This window comes from Bradyrhizobium sp. (assembly GCF_047605465.1).
GTDB lineage: Bacteria > Pseudomonadota > Alphaproteobacteria > Rhizobiales > Xanthobacteraceae > Bradyrhizobium.
Genome location: NZ_JASGFS010000003.1, coordinates 102,830 through 119,148, shown reverse-complemented (window position 1 = coordinate 119,148; position 16,319 = coordinate 102,830). Strand labels below are relative to the sequence as shown.

The following is a 16,319-nucleotide window of genomic DNA, read 5'->3' as shown; positions in this document are numbered from 1 at the left end:
GCGACGCAGCGCCGACTAGGACGGCGCGAGCTTCGCTCGCCTTCCCGGCCGCCACAGCACGAGCCCCGCTGCCACGAGATCGAGCACGACGCAGAGTGCAAATGCCGCCGTGTAGTGGCCGGTCAGGCTGTGCACGAGGCCGACGATGCCGGGGCCGAAGGCACTGACGACGCCGCTGATGGACGTGCCCAATCCCATCGCGGCAGCGAAGGCCGTGCTGCCGATCTCGCGCTGGATGATCAAGGGAGGGAACGTGATCATGTTGCCGATCGAGAAGCCATAGACGGCACAGCATGCCAGCAGCACCGCCGGGCTCGTGGCCTGCACGAGAACGAACAATGCTCCGGCTTGACTGGTCATCGACGCCGCGCAGGCGAGCCGCGGATCGAGGCGGTCGACAAACAGGCCGAGCGAGAGGCGACCGACCACAGCCATCGCGGCCATGAGGGTCACCGCGAGGCCGGCGCTGGCCCGCCCGATCAACGGCTCGAGAAACGTCACCTGGTGGATGATGAATCCCATCTGAGCCAGAAGCGCGATCGCGATCGGCAGCACCATAGTCCAGAACGCTGCGTTGGCAAGCAATGCCTTGCGCGATTGGGACGGCGCCGCCGGCTCCCCCCGGGACGGCTGTCGACCCGATGCCACCCCGTCGGGCCAGCCGATGAAGATCGCCACCACGGGCAGTACCAGCACCACCATCGCCATCGTGGCTGCCAGCATGGCTGAGCGGAAACCGATGCTGCTGGTCAATGCAAGGAGCGTCGGAATGAGGATAATTCCGCCGCAGGTCGCGCCATTGAACGCGAGGCTGAGCGCGAGTCCGCAACGCCGCTCGAACCAGGCATTCAGCACGGTCGCGATCACCACGGTGCCCATGCCGGCCCAGCCGACCGACATCAGCGCATAGGCAAGATAGAGCTGCCAGCGCGCCTGCATCAGCGCCAGCAGGAGCGTCGATGCGACGAGCGCGGACAACCCGCAGAGAATCAAGGGCCTCAATCCGATGCGGACGAGCAGATCATCGGTGAAGATGACCAGAACGGACGTCAGGAGAAACGAAAAGGTGCTGGCGGCGGAGACCAGCGTTCCAGGCCAACCATGGGCGCGTTGCAACTCGGAAAGATAGACGCCCTGGCCGTAGAGGCCGAAGCCGAACATGAAGAAGGCCATGAGGAAACAGGCCAGCACGACGCGCCAGCCGCGATAGCGCAGCGAGGATTCGTCGATGCCCGTTGCTGAAATCATCGGTCAGACAATCGGCCAGGTGGAAAGACGCTGTGATCGTGACCCACAACCCATGGTTTTTCAAATGAAACATTGTAGCCATTTGTTGCAACGCGAAAGTGCCCTTGATCGCATCGAGCCCTCGCGATCCGGCGTGCACAGTTCCACAAAACGAACGCAGCCATGGAGGCGTCATGCACCGGGCTCACGGGGATCGCTGCCGAAAGCTTGAGCAGCAGGATTGGCACGCCTACGGGATCATGTAGGCTGAGGCCAGCGAGACTCGCCTGCGGCACGTGCCGCAGCGGCCGCGGGGGGCGTTCATGCCGAACGGCAATATCATCGTGACGGAGGAGCGCGCAACGCGCGTGATCACCCTGCGCCGTCCAAGCAAGAAGAATGCGATCACGCAGGACATGTATCGCGAGATGAGCCACGCGATCGACACCGCGCAGAACAATCCCGACATCCGCTGCATGATCATCACGGGCGGCTCCGGGGTGTTCACCGCCGGCGACGACATCGACGACTTCCTGAAAGCCGATACATCACGCCCCGAAACGCTTTCGGACGGCGCCAAGTTTCTCTATTCGCTCGCGCTCAACGTCAAGCCGATGATCGCGGCCGTGGATGGCGCGTCCATCGGCATGGGCACCGTGCTGCTGTTCCATTGCGACTACGTGCTCGCGTCAACGGCCGCGACCTTTTCCGCGCCCTACATCCATCTCGGCCTGGTTCCGGTCGGGGCGTCCAGCCTGCTGATGCCGCACACGATGGGCTACCAGCGCGCGTTTGCCATGCTGGCGATGGGGCGAACCTTCTCCGCCGCGGAGGCTCAGGCGGCCGGGTTCGTCAACACGATCGTCTCGCCGGGACATACCGAAGTCGAGGCCCGCAAGGTCGCACGCGAGATCTGCCGGCTGCCGGCCGAGGCGGTCGCGACCTCACGCAAATTGCTGCGGCCGCCGCCGGAAGAACTCACCCGCCGCATCGACCAGGAAGGACATCTGTTCGGCGAACGGCTGAAATCGAACGAGGCCGTCGCCGCGTTCGACGCCTTTGCGAACAGGAAGAAGCGGTAAGGCGATTCATCGCCGTCATCCCCGGAGGACAACCAATGGCCCCCGGAATGATGGGTGCGGCGATAACCTTCGTGAAATCTTCGCGCTGAACGACTAATCTTCTTCCATGCGACACCTGCTCCGCCTGACCGCCCTCATATTGGCGCTCTCCGCCCTCCCCGCCTCCGCCCAGACCGCTGCGCCGGTCGAGCTGCGTATCCTCGCGATCAACGATTTTCACGGCAATCTCCGCCCGCCGCCGGGCGGCATCCGCATCAGCGATCCCGAGGACAAGAGCAAGAAGGTGATGGTGGCGGCCGGCGGCGCCGAGTACATGGCGACGCTCGTCAAGCAATTGCGCGAGGGCCACAAGAATACGATCTTCGTCGCAGCCGGCGATCTGATCGGCGCCAGTCCGTTTCTGTCGGCGATGTTCCATGACGAGCCGTCGATCGAATCGCTATCGATGATGGGCCTTGCGATCACCTCGGTCGGCAATCACGAGTTCGACGAGGGCAAGGCCGAGCTGCTGCGGATGCAGAACGGCGGCTGCCATCCGGTCGACGGCTGCCAGGGCCCGCACCCCTTCGCCGGTGCCAAATTCCACTATCTCGCGGCATCCACCATCGAGACCGCGACCGGCAAGAGCGTGCTGCCGCCCTATGAGATCAGGGAGTTCGACGGCATCCCCGTCGCCTTCATCGGGCTGACCTTGAAGGAGACCGCGGGCATCGTCTCCCCCGCCGGCATTGCCGGCCTCGAATTCCGCGACGAAGCCGAGACGGTGAACGCGCTTGTGCCCCAGTTGAAAGCGCGCGGCGTCGAGGCGATCGTGGTGTTGATCCACCAGGGCGGCGAGCCGACCGGCGACTACAATGAATGCCCCGGTATTACCGGCCCCATCGTCGATATCGTGAAAAAGTTCGATCGCGCCGTCGATGTCGTCGTGAGCGGCCACACCCACCGCGCCTATGTCTGCAACATCGACGGGCGCCTGGTCACGAGCGGCGACAAATACGGCACGCTGGTCACCGCCATCGACCTCAAGCTCGATCCGGCGACCCGCGACATCGTCAGCGCCAAGGCCGAGAACGTCATCGTCGCCAACGCCTCGCTCGCCAAGGATCCCGAGCAGACCGCGCTGATCGACGCCTATGACAAGCTCGCCGCTCCGATCGCCAATCGCCCGGCCGGATCGGCGACGCAAACGCTGTCCCGTATTCCGAATGAGGCCGGCGAGAGCGCGCTCGGCGACATCATTGCGGACGCGCAGCTTGCCGCGACAAAGGACATCAAGGACGGCGGTGCGGTCATCGCGCTGACCAATCCCGGCGGCATCCGCACCGATATCGTGCCGAAGGAAAACGGCGCAGTGTCCTTCGGAGATTTGTTCGCGAGCCAGCCGTTCCGCAATCGTCTCGTCACCATGACGCTCACCGGCGGCCAGCTCAAGGATCTGCTCGAGCAACAATGGCTCGATCCGAAGCGGCCGCGGATCCTGCAGGTTTCAATCGGTTTCAGCTATACTTGGGACGCGTCAAAGCCATTCGGCGAGCGCGTCATGTCAGACAAGATGACGCTGAACGGCAAGCCGATCGAGCCGGCGTCCGGCTACCGCATCGCCCTCAATGACTATCTCGCCGTCGGCGGTGACGGCTTTACGGTCGCGAAACTGGGCGCATCGCCCCAGTATGGCGGTTACGATGCCGACGCGCTGTTTGCATTCTTCAGGGCACACGGACCGATCGGCCCACTACCGCCGATCCGCATCCTTCGCGTGAATTGATCCGGATCAAACGGACCGGAACGGGACCACCCTTTGCCATTGCCCGCCAAACTCTTACATTGCGTTTTGGCGCCGGATGCGCCAAGCGAGTCAAGAGCCCGTACCCCCGTGAGCCCGCCCCGATGAGCACGCTTCTCCTGTCCCACAAGGCCTGCCTCGACCACGTCACGCCGCCGGGACATCCCGAAAGGCCCGACCGCTTGCGTGCGGTGGAGGAAGCGTTGTCGCATGAGCGCTTCCAGTACCTGGTGCGCGACCAGGCGCCGGAGGGTGATCTCGATCTCGTCACGCTCTGCCACAACGAGCACTATGTCACCGAGCTGCGCCACATCGCGCCGACCAGCGGCCAGATCTATATCGACAGCGACACCTCGATGTCGCCGGGCACTTGGGAAGCGGTGATGCGCGGCGTCGGCGGCGCGGTTGCCGCGACCGAAGCGGTGATGGCAGGCGAGCATCGCAATGCCTTCGTGGCGGTGCGCCCGCCCGGCCATCACGCCGAGATCGGCAAGCCGATGGGCTTCTGTTTCTTCGACAACGTCGCGATCGCCGCGCGCCACGCGCAGCGCAAATACGGGATCAAACGCGCGGCGATCGTCGATTTCGACGTCCATCACGGCAACGGCACACAGGATATCTTCTGGTCGGACCCGACCGTGATGTACTGCTCGACGCATCAGATGCCGCTGTTTCCCGGCACCGGCGCGCGTAGCGAGCGCGGAGACCACGATACCATCGTCAATGCGCCGCTCGCCTCGGAAGACGGCGGCCCCGAATTCCGTGCCGCGTTCGAGAACCTGATCCTGCCGCAGCTGGCGACGTTCAGCCCCGAGTTGATCGTCATCTCCGCGGGCTTCGACGCACATTATCGCGATCCCCTGGCTTCGCTGAACCTGCGCGCGGAAGACTATTCCTGGGTGACGCGCAAGCTGATGGACCTTGCCGACAAGACCGCCGGTGGCCGAATTGTCTCGGTCCTCGAGGGCGGCTATGACCTGCAAGGACTGAAAGAATCTGTTACGGCGCATGTCGGCGCCCTCATGGGTGCCTGAACGGCACGCCACATTACACCCGCAAAATTCTGCTTTCCTGCAGGGAAGCCGAATCGGGCAATCGGAAACGGATATGGCCGAAAATACCCAAGTCGACGTCTCCAGACTCACCTTCGAACGCGCCATCGAGGAGCTCGAGACGATCGTGAAGCGGCTCGAAGACGGCAAGGTCCCGCTCGAGGAGTCCGTGACGATCTACGAGCGCGGCGAGGCCTTGAAGCGTCGCTGCGAGGAACTTCTGCGCCAGGCCGAGGCGCGCGTCGACAAGATCACCACCGATGCAAGCGGCCAGGCTGCCGGCACCGCTCCGCTCGACGTGCAATAGGAGCCGTCAGGCCATCCATTTCCGGCAGTAGCGGTCTGAAACTTTCTCATGGTCGGGTAGGCTCGTTCCATATCTGGAACAGGTGACTATCAGGAGGCAGGGTCAGATTAGCGCCGCAAAAGGGTTCCGATCCGGCAAATCCGCCCAGAAAGGCCTCACTTTCCCAAAAAACCTGCCAAGGAACCAGATGAAGCCGGAACCTGCTCGTCGGGGCCGTGGTTAACCAATTCGGCCCGCCGGTTGCATCCGCATACCCCTCATCGGTCCGGCGGGTTGGCTTTGGTCTAAGCTTTGGTGTAAAGCTGCGCGGAGTGTGGCTTTTTGTAAGCTTTGCCCGGGCATTGATTGCCGATAGCAAGAGCTTCAAATCGCTGATGAAATTGGCTGGGACGGACGAAGCCGATCTTACGTGACAGGGATCACAGAGACTGAACCGGAGCACACTTAAGCTCACCTAAGCTTGAAGACGGGGCTTTGCCCCGCGCAGGTGGCTCCGACGGTTAGGGACTCGCGCTGCGCCGATATTGTGCAAACCCATCGCGCACCGGAATGAACTTCCGGCGCTGACAAATTGGAAATCGCCGTGAACGCATATAGTAAAACGCCGCTTCTCGACACCATCCGGACTCCGGACGACCTGCGCAAGCTCAAGATCGAGCAGGTTCGCCAGGTCGCCGATGAGCTGCGTCAGGAGACCATTGATGCCGTCTCGGTGACCGGCGGTCACTTCGGCGCGGGTCTCGGCGTGGTCGAGCTCACCACCGCGATCCACTACATCTTCGATACGCCGCGGGACCGGCTGATCTGGGACGTCGGCCACCAGGCCTATCCGCACAAGATCCTCACCGGCCGGCGTGACCGCATCCGCACGCTGCGTACCGGTGGCGGCCTCTCCGGCTTCACCAAGCGCAGCGAGAGCGATTACGATCCGTTCGGCGCCGCGCATTCCTCGACCTCGATCTCCGCCGGTCTCGGCATGGCCGTGGCGCGCGACCTTTCCGGCGGCACCAACAACGTCATAGCAGTGATCGGTGACGGCGCGATGTCGGCGGGCATGGCCTATGAGGCCATGAACAATGCGGGTGCCATGAACTCCCGCCTGATCGTCATCCTCAACGACAACGACATGTCGATCGCGCCTCCGGTCGGCGCCATGAGCGCCTATCTGTCGCGGCTCTACTCGGGCAAGACCTACCGCACGCTGCGCGATGCGGCCAAGCAGATCAACAAGCGCCTGCCCAAGATCATCGCCAACCGCGCCAACCGCGTCGAGGAATACTCCCGCGGCTTCATGATGGACGGCGGCACGCTGTTCGAGGAGCTCGGCTTCTATTACGTCGGCCCGATCGACGGCCACAACCTCGACCATCTCCTGCCCGTGCTGAAGAACGTGCGCGACATGGAGACCGGCCCGATCCTGGTCCACGTCGTGACGCAAAAGGGCAAGGGCTACGGTCCGGCGGAAGCTTCGGCCGACAAGTACCACGCCGTCGTCAAGTTCGACGTCGCGACCGGCACCCAGGCCAAGGCCAAGCCGAACGCACCGGCCTACCAGAACGTGTTCGGCCAGAGCCTCGTCAAGGAAGCGCAGAAGGACGACAAGATCGTCGCCATCACCGCGGCGATGCCGTCGGGTACCGGCGTCGACATCTTCAACAAGGCGTTCCCGGATCGCACCTTCGACGTCGGCATCGCCGAGCAGCACGCGGTGACCTTCGCCGCCGGTCTTGCGACCGAAGGCTACAAGCCGTTCTGCGCGATCTACTCGACCTTCCTGCAACGCGGCTACGACCAGATCGTGCACGACGTCGCGATCCAGAATCTGCCCGTCCGCTTCGCCATCGACCGCGCCGGCCTCGTCGGCGCCGACGGCGCGACCCACGCCGGCTCGTTCGACAATGCCTATCTCGGCTGTCTGCCGAACATGGTGATCATGGCCGCGGCCGACGAAGCCGAGCTCGTGCACATGGTGGCGACGCAGGTCGCGATCAACGATCGCCCGAGCTCGCTGCGTTATCCGCGCGGTGAAGGCCGCGGCATCGAGATGCCCGACGTCGGCGTTCCCCTCGAGGTCGGCAAGGGCCGCATGATCCGCCAGGGCAACAAGATCGCCCTGCTCTCCTTCGGCACCCGTCTGGCCGAATGCGAGAAGGCAGCCGACGAGCTTGCGGCACACGGCCTCTCTACCTCGATCGCGGATGCGCGCTTCATGAAGCCGCTCGATACCGAGCTGGTGCTCAAGCTCGCTCGCGACCACGACGTCCTGATCACGGTCGAGGAAGGCTCGATCGGCGGTTTCGGCTCGCACGTGGCGCAGTTCCTGACCGATCAGGGTGTGCTCGACAGCGGCATGGTCAAGTTCCGCTCGATGGTGCTGCCCGACGTCTTCCAGGACCACGATACGCCGAACGCGATGTACGCCCGCGCCGGTCTCGACGCCAAGGGCATCGTCGCAAAGGTGTTCGAGGCGCTCGGCAAGGACGTCAAGACCGAGACGGTCAAGCTCGCCTGAGCTCTGCTCACCTCTCCTGCTCGCACGGGAGAGGTCCGATCCGCGAACGCTGTTCAGATGAACGCTCTCTCCTCGTAGGGAGAGCCGCCTGCAGGGGCTCCCGCCCCGACCTTCTCCCGCATGCGGGAGAAGGATTGAAGCAAGCGGCGCGGCTCCTGCACCTCGATCCAGATTAATTCGGCCTTGGCTTTCATGAAAATCTATCTGGCGGGCCCGGACGTGTTCCTGCCGGATGCGATTGAGATCGGCCGGCGCAAGGCGGCGATTTGTGCTTTCTACGGGCTCGTCGGCCTCTATCCCCTCGACAACGAGATCGATCTGACCGCGCCCGATGCGTCGCGGCAGATCTTTGCCAGCAACGAGGCGATGATGGACGAGGCCGCGGCCATCATCGCCAACCTCACGCCGTTTCGCGGGGCCGGCGCCGATCCAGGCACCGTCTACGAACTCGGTTACATGGCCGGGCGCGGCAAATTCTGTCTCGCTTATTCCAACGACCCTGCCGTCTATGCCGATCGTGTCAGGCGTTTCGCGGACGTCACCTCCGCAGACGGCCGCCTGGTCGACGCACAGGGACTCACGGTCGAGGATTTCGGGCTGGTGGACAACCTCATGATGATCCATGCGGTGGAGCTGCGTGGGGGGCCGCTGGTGACCCCGGCCACAATGCCGGCCGACGTCTGGCACGATCTCGCCGCATTCGAGGCTTGCGTCCGGATGGCGGCCGCGCGAGTCTCGCCCAGATAAGCGCATCGTCCCCCGGAGAGCCGATGTCCCCTACCCGCAAACGCGCGGATATCCTGCTGGTCGAGCGCGGCCTGTTCGAAAGCCGGGCCCGGGCGCGCGCCGCGATCGAGGCCGGGCTCGTCACCGCCGACGACAAGCCGGTGTCGAAACCCTCGGAGACCATCGCCGCGGATGCGGCCATCCAGGCCGAGCCGGCACACCCCTACGTCTCGCGCGGCGGCGTCAAGCTCGCCGGTGCCCTGGAGCGTTACCCCATCGACATCGAGGATCACGTCTGCCTCGATGTCGGCGCATCGACCGGCGGCTTCACCGAGGTGCTTCTGGCCAACGGCGCGAGCCTGGTGTTCGCGATCGATGTCGGGACCAGCCAATTGCATCCTTCGCTGCGCGGCCATCCGAAGATCGTCTCGATGGAGGAGACCGACATCCGCAGCTACGACGGCAAGCGGCTGCCGGCGCGCCCCGACGTCGTCGTCATCGACGTCAGCTTCATCTCGCTGAAAATCGTGCTCCCAGTCGCGCTGTCGCTGGCTGCGGCGCCGACGAGTCTGCTCGCACTGATCAAGCCCCAATTCGAGGCCGACCGGAAGCACAACAAGAAGGGCATCGTCCGCGATCCCGTCGTGCATCGCGAGATCTGCGACGACATCACGGCCTTTGCCGCCTCGCTCGGCTGCACGGACATCGACATATTTCCATCCCCGATCGCGGGCGGCGACGGCAACGTCGAATTCTTCCTGGGCGCGCGCCGTGGTTGAACGCCTGACGATCGATCACGTCGGCCATCGCGGCGACGGCGTCTCGCTCGCCCCGGGCGAGGCGATCTACGTGCCCTATGCGCTCGGCGGCGAGACCGTCGAAGTCGACCATGTGCCCGGGCACCATCCCGATCGACGCAAGCTGCTGGCGATCGACGTTTCCAGCCCCGAACGCATCGAACCGCTCTGCCCGCATTTCGGCGTCTGCGGCGGCTGCGCCCTCCAGCACTGGGCGGCCGAGCCCTATCACGCCTGGAAGCGCGGCATCGTGGTCGAGACCTTGGCACAGGCCGGCATCGATTGCGACGTCGCACCGCTGGTCGATGCCCATGGCGCGGGCCGCCGTCGCGTCACCCTGCACGGCCGGTTCGGCACCCACAACATCCTCAAGGTGGGATTCGCGGCCGCGAACTCGCATGACGTGATCCCGATCCATCGCTGCCCCATCCTCGATCCCGCGCTGGACGGCGCGCTCGATGCAGCCTGGGCGATCGCCGAGCCGCTGACGTCGAAGATGCCGGTGACGAAGCCGCTCGACATCCAGGCCACCGCCACCACGACCGGCCTCGATATCGACGTGCGCGGCTCCGGTCCGCTGCCGACGCCGCTCATCACGGCGCTCTCGCGCGTTGCCGAGCAGCACCGCCTGGCGCGACTGACGCGGCACGGCGAACTGGTGCTGCAACGCGTGCCGCCGACGGTGCGGATGGGCCGTGCAGAAGTCACGTTGCCGCCGGGCTCATTCCTGCAGGCGACAGTGGCGGGCGAGGAGACACTGGCCAAGCTCGTCGCCCAACGCGTCGGCAAGGCCAAGGAGATCGCGGATCTCTTCTGCGGCGTCGGACCGTTCGCGCTCAGACTTGCGGAAAAGGCACGCATCACCGCCCTTGACAGCGATGCTGGCGCAATCGCCGCGCTGGTGAAAGCGGCGCGGTCGCCGGGCCTGAAACCGATCAAGGCCGAACCGCGCGACCTGTTCCGCCGCCCGCTGGTGCCGCAGGAGCTGCGCGACTTCGACGCCGTGGTGTTCGACCCGCCGCGCCAGGGCGCGCAGGCCCAGGCGTTGAAGCTCGCCGCGAGCAAGGTGCCCGTCGTGGTCGCGGTATCCTGCAACGTCGCAACCTTTGCACGCGACGCGCGGTTGCTCATCGATGGCGGCTACAAGATCGAAAATGTCGTGCCGGTGGATCAGTTCCGCCACACGCCGCATGTCGAGCTGGTGGCGCGCTTCACCCGCTAGCGCCGCAGGCCGCTCAACGCCGGCGACTCGCCGGGCAGCATCGACGAGTTGATGTCGCTGTCCATCCGTCCCGACTGCTGCTGCGTAAAGCCGGCGCCGAACGACAGGCTGAGGTTGGACGTCGGCTTGAACTCGACACCGGCGAAGGCGCCATATCCGGGCGCGGCGCTGGAGGTCAGCGGCGCAAGCGAGCTGCCGATGCCGTTGCCATATTTCAGCGTATCGAAGCCGGCAAAGAACGTGACGGGCATGCCGCCCGCGGTCTTGTAGTTGTAGCCGAACTGCGTGCTGTCGTAGGCAAGCGCGCTGAAATTACCGGCCGGCAAGGTCTGGCTGAGGCCGCTCGAACCGAAATTGACGCGTTCGCTTCCGGCAAAGAAGCCGGGGCGAAAACCGTAGCTTCCGTCTGCGCCGCTGGTGTTGAAGCCCGGAAAGTTGCCGTAGCCATCGGAGCTCTGGGCGATGCTGCCGCCGAAGCCGAAAGGGCCGCCGGGAATCCAATACCGCAAGGGGGCGACCTGCGCGTGAACCGGCGCCCCGCCGAGGCAGAGCACCGCGAAGAAAGCTGCAACACTGCAAGAACTTGCAAAGCCAGACATTCGGACGACCATCGAAAGGTTCAGGAAGTTATACGCTCCGGACAGCCCAAAGGCCAGCGACCCCACGTTGATCATGAGGGCCTCGTGCATCGGATCACGTGATCCTGACGCGTTGAACCTCCCGCAGGCGGGATCGACCCACGTAAAGGACGAGCAATTTCCGCCGTCACTTCGAAATGTGATCGGCCATTGCGGTCCCGTAGCGCGCAATTGCGCAGATCCTTGAAAATGCCCCCGACATTGATGGAGACTGTCATGGAGATCAATTCCGACAGGTTGAATGCCTTTATGGGCAAAATGGTCACCGAGTTCGGTGCCGCCATGAATGCATCGCTGGTGCTCTTGGGCGACAAACTCGGTCTCTACCGTGCCCTCGCCACGAAAGGGCCGATGAGCCCTTCCGAACTCGCGAGCTCGACCGGCACGGCGGAGCGCTATGTTCGCGAATGGCTCGCGAGCCAGGCGGCGTCCGGATACATCGAATACGATTCCGGTTCGGGTAAATTCTCGATGCTGCCCGAGCAGGCGATGGCACTTGCCGACGAGGACAGTCCGGTTTTCCTCGGAGCGTTCGGCAACGTCATCGCATCGGCGTTTCTCGACGAGCCGAAGATTTCGGACGCGTTCAAGTCCGGGAAGGGTGTCGGCTGGAATCGGCGCAGCGAGTGCCTGTTCTGCGGAACGGCCCGCTTCTTCCGAACCGGCTACATGCATCATCTGGTGCAGGAATGGCTACCTGCGCTCGATGGCGTCGTGGACAAGCTCAAGCGCGGCGCCAAGGTTGCCGATGTCGGCTGCGGGCACGGCATCTCGACGCGATTGATGGCGGAAGCCTTCCCGAATTCCCGCTTCTACGGCTTCGACTATCACGAAGGCTCGATCGAGGCTGCACGGCGGATGGCGGCCGAAGCAAAATTGGGCGATCGTGTCAGCTTCGCGGTCCACTCGGCCAAGACCTATCCCGCCGAGGGATATGATCTCGTCTGCTTCTTCGATTGCCTGCACGACATGGGTGATCCCGTCGGCGCGATCCGTCACGTGCGCGAATCCATGGCGAAGGACGGCACCTGCATGCTGGTCGAACCCTTCGCCAACGATCGCCTCGAAGACAATCTCAACCCGGTCGGACGCGTGTACTATGCGGCCTCGACCATGATCTGCACGCCGGCTTCGCTCGACCAGGAGGTCGGGCTGGCACTCGGCGCCCAGGCCGGTGAGGCAAGGCTGCGCAAAGTCGCCAGCGAGGGCGGCTTGACGCGCTTCCGCCGCGCCGCCGAAACGCCCTTCAACCTGATCCTGGAAGCACGGATCTGATCTCGCCGCGCCGGGCGCATGGACGCGGCATACGGCCATGCCGTTGCCGCAGCCTCGTCCGGCGCCGACATCCTTGCCTCATCGGCGCCGCAACGTAAGCTGCGGCGAACGAGGCGGCGTGAGTCCGCCGACATGGGAGGATGACGATGAGATATCTTGGCCTCGCGCTGGCGGTGCTGTCCACTGTCGCGATCTCGGTCTCCGGCCATGCGGCCGAGCCGAGCCGCTTCGCGCCGCTGAAGCCCGACGAACTCACCCCGCCACAGAAGGAATGGGCGGATGCGATTGCGGTGCCGCCCCGCAACGCCAAGATCACCAACCCGCCCTACCGCGCCTATGTCCGCAATCCGGAGCTTGCGCCGAAGCTCTCGGCGATGTCGGACTATCTGCGCTGGAATTCGTCGCTGCCGGCTCGCCTGAGCGAGTTCGCCATCCTGATCACCGCACGGCAGTGGACGGCACAGTATGAATGGTTCGCGCACTATCCGCTCGCGATGAAAGCCGGGCTCGATCCCGAGGTCGCCAAGGACGTCGCGAACGGCATGCGCCCGAAGGCGATGAAGGACGACGAGGCCGCGCTCTACGACCTCGCGATGGCGCTCTATCGCGACAAGAAAGTATCCGACGACGTCTACCGCGCCGCGCAGCAGAAGTTCGGCGAACGCGGCATCATGGATATCATCGGCCTGATCGGCTATTACGACCTGGTCTCGATGACGCTGATCACGATGCAGGCGGAAGCCCCGAACGACAGCGTGCCGCCACTGCCTCCGCTCGCCGCCAAGTAGGCGTCCACAAACCGCTCATGCCGCACGATCCGCTGCTCTTGCGCCTGAAATCCGCATTTGCCGAGGTCCCCGGCGTGGAAGCCGTTGTTCTCGGCGGATCGCGTGCGCGGGGCAGCGGGCACGCCGCCTCCGACTACGACATCGGCCTTTATTTCAAGGCAGCTACTCCCCTGAATACCGAACGGCTGCTGGCTGCGGCACAGGCAATCGCCGACGACCCTGCTGCCACGACCCTCACGCCCGTCGGCGAATGGGGACCATGGATCGTCGGCGGCGCGTGGTTGTCGGTCGAGGAACACAAGGTCGACCTGCTCTATCGTGACATCGAGGCGGTCGAGGCCGTCATGGAATCCTGCCGCGCCGGCATCGTCACCATGGACTACCAAGCCGGCCACCCGCACGGCTTCTGTTCGGCAATCTGGATGGGCGAGATCGCCTATTGCCGCCCGCTGCACGACCCGCGCGAGTCGATCGCGCGCCTCAAGTCGATCGCGATGACGTATCCACCCGCGCTGCGTGATGCTCTGATCCGGCGCTTCCAGTGGGAAGTCCTGTTCGGCATCGAGAATGCCGAACTCGCCATCGCTCGATATGAACAGACCCATGTCGCGGGATGCCTCTACAGGTCGCTCGCCTGTATCGCGCAGGTGCTGTTCGCCCTGAACGAGCGCTATCTCATCAATGAAAAGGGCGCGCTGCCGGACGCGGCGCTGCTGCCTTTGACGATCCCGCGTCTGACCGAGGACACGAAGGAGATCTGGCGGTTGATCGGCCATGGCGCCTTCGCACCGGCCTGCGATGTCTTGAGGGATCTCGATCTGAAATTGAAGGCGCTGACGCAGTCGAACGGACCGCGGCCGTGAGCGGCTATGCCGTTCGATCCACCGAGGACGACGAGTCGGCCGGCGGATATTTGGTCACCGGCACCATGAACGACTTGGTGCCGACCTGATAAATGATCTTGCCGTTCTTTCCGTCGTCGGTTGCGATCTGCGCCTGCCCGAACATGATGACATTGTTGTAGACGATGCCGGTGCCCTGGCGCGTGATGCCGTCAGTGGTGACGCTGACCTGGGCTTCCTTGCCGTTGACGGACAGCACCCGAAAGCTCGCGCTCTTGCCGTTCTCGGACGAATAGCCGCCCCAGCTTCCCATGAGGCGGCTGTCGGAGGCGGCCGGCGCCTGCTTCTCGAGCGATGCGCTCGCCTTGCCTCCGCCTGCCGAGAACAGCAGCACCGCGTTCTTGCCGTTCTTGGTGCCGATCGTGACCGCACCGAAGCTGATGGTCGCACCGTCGACCTGGCCGAAGCCGCGCTCGGTACGGCCGTTGTGGGTGTACTCGACCTGGGCCCGGCTGCCGCGGATGTTGACGACCTTGAAGCCCACGGGCTGATTGTTCGCGGCCCACGTGCCCTTCCATTCACCGAGCAGATTGCTCTGGTGATAGACCCGCTCCATGGCGGGCGAAATCTGGCTGGTGCTCTGCGTGACGATGGCCATTGGACTGCTCGACGAACGAGGCTGACGAACCCGCTTTCGTTGGGGCACTCGACAGCAACGCCAAGACACATCCAGAAATGTTTGGAAACAAAAGGATTAGGGCCCCGAGGTGGTTAACAAGGTGTTAAACCCAACCACCCTGCGTGCTGAGGCAAATGGTCCCATTCGGACCAGGGATCACCGTCCCCAGCGATCCGACCAGATCTTCTCGCCGATCATGCAGTTCACGCGCGGCTCCTTGTCCGCAACTCGCATCACCGGGCGCTCCGGCGTGCGGCCGGCGACCTCCATCAGCAGCTTCGTGCGGATCGCTTCCTTGAACTTGTCGCGGTCCTTGATCGCGATGACGAAGGAGCCGGGGCCGCCGATGACGCAGTCCTCGTAGTAGTAGTCGAGATTGTCGATATCCATGGTCGAGTAGGACGGTTCCTTGACCATGATTGGCAGGCCATTGATGATGATGCCCTTCTCGAGCGCCGCATCGCGCGCCACGGTGACCGGACCGCCGTTGTTGTTGGGACCATCCCCGGAAATATCGATCACGCGACGCAAGCCGCGATAGGGATCTTCGTCGAACAGCGGAACGGCAAATCCGATCGCGCCGGAGATCGAGGTGCGCGAAGCTCGCCGGATCGGCGTCTTCATGATTTCGGCGGAGACCGCATCCGCGGTCTCGGGTCCATCGACGAGACGCCAGGGGATGATGATCTTCTGATCGCCCGATGCGGCCCACTCGAAATAGGTCACCGCGATCCTGCCGTTGGGGCCGGCCTTCAACGCCTGCAGGAACTCCTTCGACTGGATCGCCTGCGCATAGCCTTCGCGCTGGACCGCAAGTTCGTCCATATCCATCGAGTAGGAGACATCGACCGCCAGGATCAGTTCGACGTCAACGGCCTGCGCATCCTTGTCCTCCGCCCGCCGCTGCGGTTGGTTCTTGGGCGATTCGAATTTAGGCCCTGGCGCCGCGATGCTCGCGACATCCCCTCCGGCGAGCACGCCGGCCACCAGCACAGCCCCGATCGAGAACAGCAAGCGCATCGCAGTCTCCCGTCGTATGACGCGATGGTGACATGCAATCGCCTTGCCGCAAAGTGCGAAGATCGCCCGGGCTTCACATTCGAGTTAGGGTTCTGCGCGCTTGCGCAAAGATGCCGTGGTGTCGCCACGCTCATGCCGCCGGAACGCACGCGCGCGCACGGGTGCTGTCACTCCCGTGCGCGACGAGAGGCCCGCGCATCGGGCATGACGACCCATCGCTTCGACCCCGGCATGGTCCTCTCCCGCCCACTTGTCCTGCGCAATTTCCATGCTAGGCTGGACGCACAGATGGGGATGGAGTCCCCCGACAACCGCCCCGCGATCTTGACCGTAGTGGGCTGATGACTCCTGCTTGAGGTGGGGCGATCT

Annotated in this window: 16 protein-coding genes and 1 riboswitch; of the genes, 11 read left to right on the top strand and 5 right to left on the bottom strand. The window is 64.2% G+C overall.

What is annotated here, in order from left to right; all coding sequences use genetic code 11:
• Positions 1-15: 15 nt before the first annotated feature.
• Entirely contained in the window at positions 16-1,248 is a 1,233-nt protein-coding gene (locus QM712_RS04310) for an MFS transporter (protein WP_415021807.1), read from the bottom strand.
• A 302-nt stretch (positions 1,249-1,550) separates the two neighbouring features.
• On the opposite strand from QM712_RS04310, the gene QM712_RS04305 reads away from it, so the two are divergent.
• The 5 genes from QM712_RS04305 to dxs all read left to right on the top strand — a co-directional run bounded on the left by QM712_RS04305 (position 1,551) and on the right by dxs (position 7,963).
• Positions 1,551-2,309: an enoyl-CoA hydratase-related protein gene (locus QM712_RS04305; RefSeq protein WP_415021806.1), complete on the top strand. Its 759-nt coding sequence runs from the start codon at positions 1,551-1,553 to the stop codon at positions 2,307-2,309.
• A 106-nt stretch (positions 2,310-2,415) separates the two neighbouring features.
• Positions 2,416-4,074, top strand: a complete 1,659-nt coding sequence (locus QM712_RS04300) for a bifunctional metallophosphatase/5'-nucleotidase (protein WP_415021805.1) — start codon at positions 2,416-2,418, stop codon at positions 4,072-4,074.
• Between the two features lie 122 nt (positions 4,075-4,196).
• Complete coding sequence (locus tag QM712_RS04295; RefSeq protein WP_415021804.1) at positions 4,197-5,126, top strand: histone deacetylase family protein; 930 nt, start codon at positions 4,197-4,199, stop codon at positions 5,124-5,126.
• Positions 5,127-5,199: 73 nt separating this feature from the next.
• Positions 5,200-5,451: an exodeoxyribonuclease VII small subunit gene (locus tag QM712_RS04290; protein ID WP_014497196.1), complete on the top strand. Its 252-nt coding sequence runs from the start codon at positions 5,200-5,202 to the stop codon at positions 5,449-5,451.
• A gap of 583 nt (positions 5,452-6,034) precedes the next feature.
• Positions 6,035-7,963 carry a 1-deoxy-D-xylulose-5-phosphate synthase gene (gene dxs, locus QM712_RS04285; RefSeq protein WP_415021803.1) on the top strand — a complete coding sequence of 643 codons (1,929 nt, stop codon included), beginning with the start codon at positions 6,035-6,037 and terminating at the stop codon, positions 7,961-7,963.
• 53 nt (positions 7,964-8,016) lie between these two features.
• Here the strand turns inward: dxs and QM712_RS04280 are convergent, their stop codons facing one another.
• The gene (locus QM712_RS04280; protein WP_415021802.1) at positions 8,017-8,157 is read right to left on the bottom strand and encodes a hypothetical protein; all 141 of its coding nucleotides are present in this window, start codon (positions 8,155-8,157) and stop codon (positions 8,017-8,019) included.
• Between QM712_RS04280 and QM712_RS04275 the strand changes: the two genes are divergently transcribed.
• The 3 genes from QM712_RS04275 to QM712_RS04265 are packed head-to-tail and all read left to right on the top strand — an operon-like array spanning position 8,156 to position 10,708.
• Positions 8,156-8,710, top strand: a complete 555-nt coding sequence (locus QM712_RS04275; RefSeq protein ID WP_415021801.1) for a nucleoside 2-deoxyribosyltransferase — start codon at positions 8,156-8,158, stop codon at positions 8,708-8,710. The genes QM712_RS04280 and QM712_RS04275 overlap by 2 nt on opposite strands.
• Positions 8,711-8,733: 23 nt before the next feature.
• Positions 8,734-9,468 (top strand): TlyA family RNA methyltransferase, encoded by a 735-nt coding sequence (locus QM712_RS04270; RefSeq protein ID WP_415021800.1) that lies wholly within the window; start codon positions 8,734-8,736, stop codon positions 9,466-9,468.
• Positions 9,461-10,708 (top strand): class I SAM-dependent RNA methyltransferase, encoded by a 1,248-nt coding sequence (locus QM712_RS04265; RefSeq protein WP_415021799.1) that lies wholly within the window; start codon positions 9,461-9,463, stop codon positions 10,706-10,708. The genes QM712_RS04270 and QM712_RS04265 overlap by 8 nt, the downstream gene beginning before the upstream one ends.
• On the opposite strand, the gene QM712_RS04260 is transcribed toward QM712_RS04265, so the two are convergent.
• Positions 10,705-11,307 (bottom strand): hypothetical protein, encoded by a 603-nt coding sequence (locus QM712_RS04260; protein WP_415022040.1) that lies wholly within the window; start codon positions 11,305-11,307, stop codon positions 10,705-10,707. The two genes, QM712_RS04265 and QM712_RS04260, sit on opposite strands and share 4 nt — an antisense overlap.
• 255 nt (positions 11,308-11,562) lie before the next feature.
• Here QM712_RS04260 and QM712_RS04255 point away from each other — a divergent pair, with 255 nt between their 5' ends.
• The 3 genes from QM712_RS04255 to QM712_RS04245 all read left to right on the top strand — a co-directional run bounded on the left by QM712_RS04255 (position 11,563) and on the right by QM712_RS04245 (position 14,272).
• The gene (locus QM712_RS04255) at positions 11,563-12,621 is read left to right on the top strand and encodes a class I SAM-dependent methyltransferase (protein ID WP_415021798.1); all 1,059 of its coding nucleotides are present in this window, start codon (positions 11,563-11,565) and stop codon (positions 12,619-12,621) included.
• A 146-nt stretch (positions 12,622-12,767) separates the two neighbouring features.
• Entirely contained in the window at positions 12,768-13,409 is a 642-nt protein-coding gene (locus tag QM712_RS04250) for a carboxymuconolactone decarboxylase family protein (protein ID WP_415021797.1), read from the top strand.
• Between the two features lie 17 nt (positions 13,410-13,426).
• Complete coding sequence (locus tag QM712_RS04245) at positions 13,427-14,272, top strand: nucleotidyltransferase domain-containing protein (protein WP_415021796.1); 846 nt, start codon at positions 13,427-13,429, stop codon at positions 14,270-14,272.
• Between the two features lie 4 nt (positions 14,273-14,276).
• Here the strand turns inward: QM712_RS04245 and QM712_RS04240 are convergent, their stop codons facing one another.
• Both QM712_RS04240 and QM712_RS04235 read right to left on the bottom strand, forming a co-directional pair.
• Positions 14,277-14,909 carry a hypothetical protein gene (locus QM712_RS04240; RefSeq protein WP_415021795.1) on the bottom strand — a complete coding sequence of 211 codons (633 nt, stop codon included), beginning with the start codon at positions 14,907-14,909 and terminating at the stop codon, positions 14,277-14,279.
• A 177-nt stretch (positions 14,910-15,086) separates the two neighbouring features.
• Positions 15,087-15,950, bottom strand: a complete 864-nt coding sequence (locus QM712_RS04235; protein WP_415021794.1) for a DUF1194 domain-containing protein — start codon at positions 15,948-15,950, stop codon at positions 15,087-15,089.
• Between the two features lie 281 nt (positions 15,951-16,231).
• Positions 16,232-16,308, top strand: a riboswitch (Fluoride riboswitch).
• The last annotated feature ends 11 nt before the right edge of the window (positions 16,309-16,319 follow it).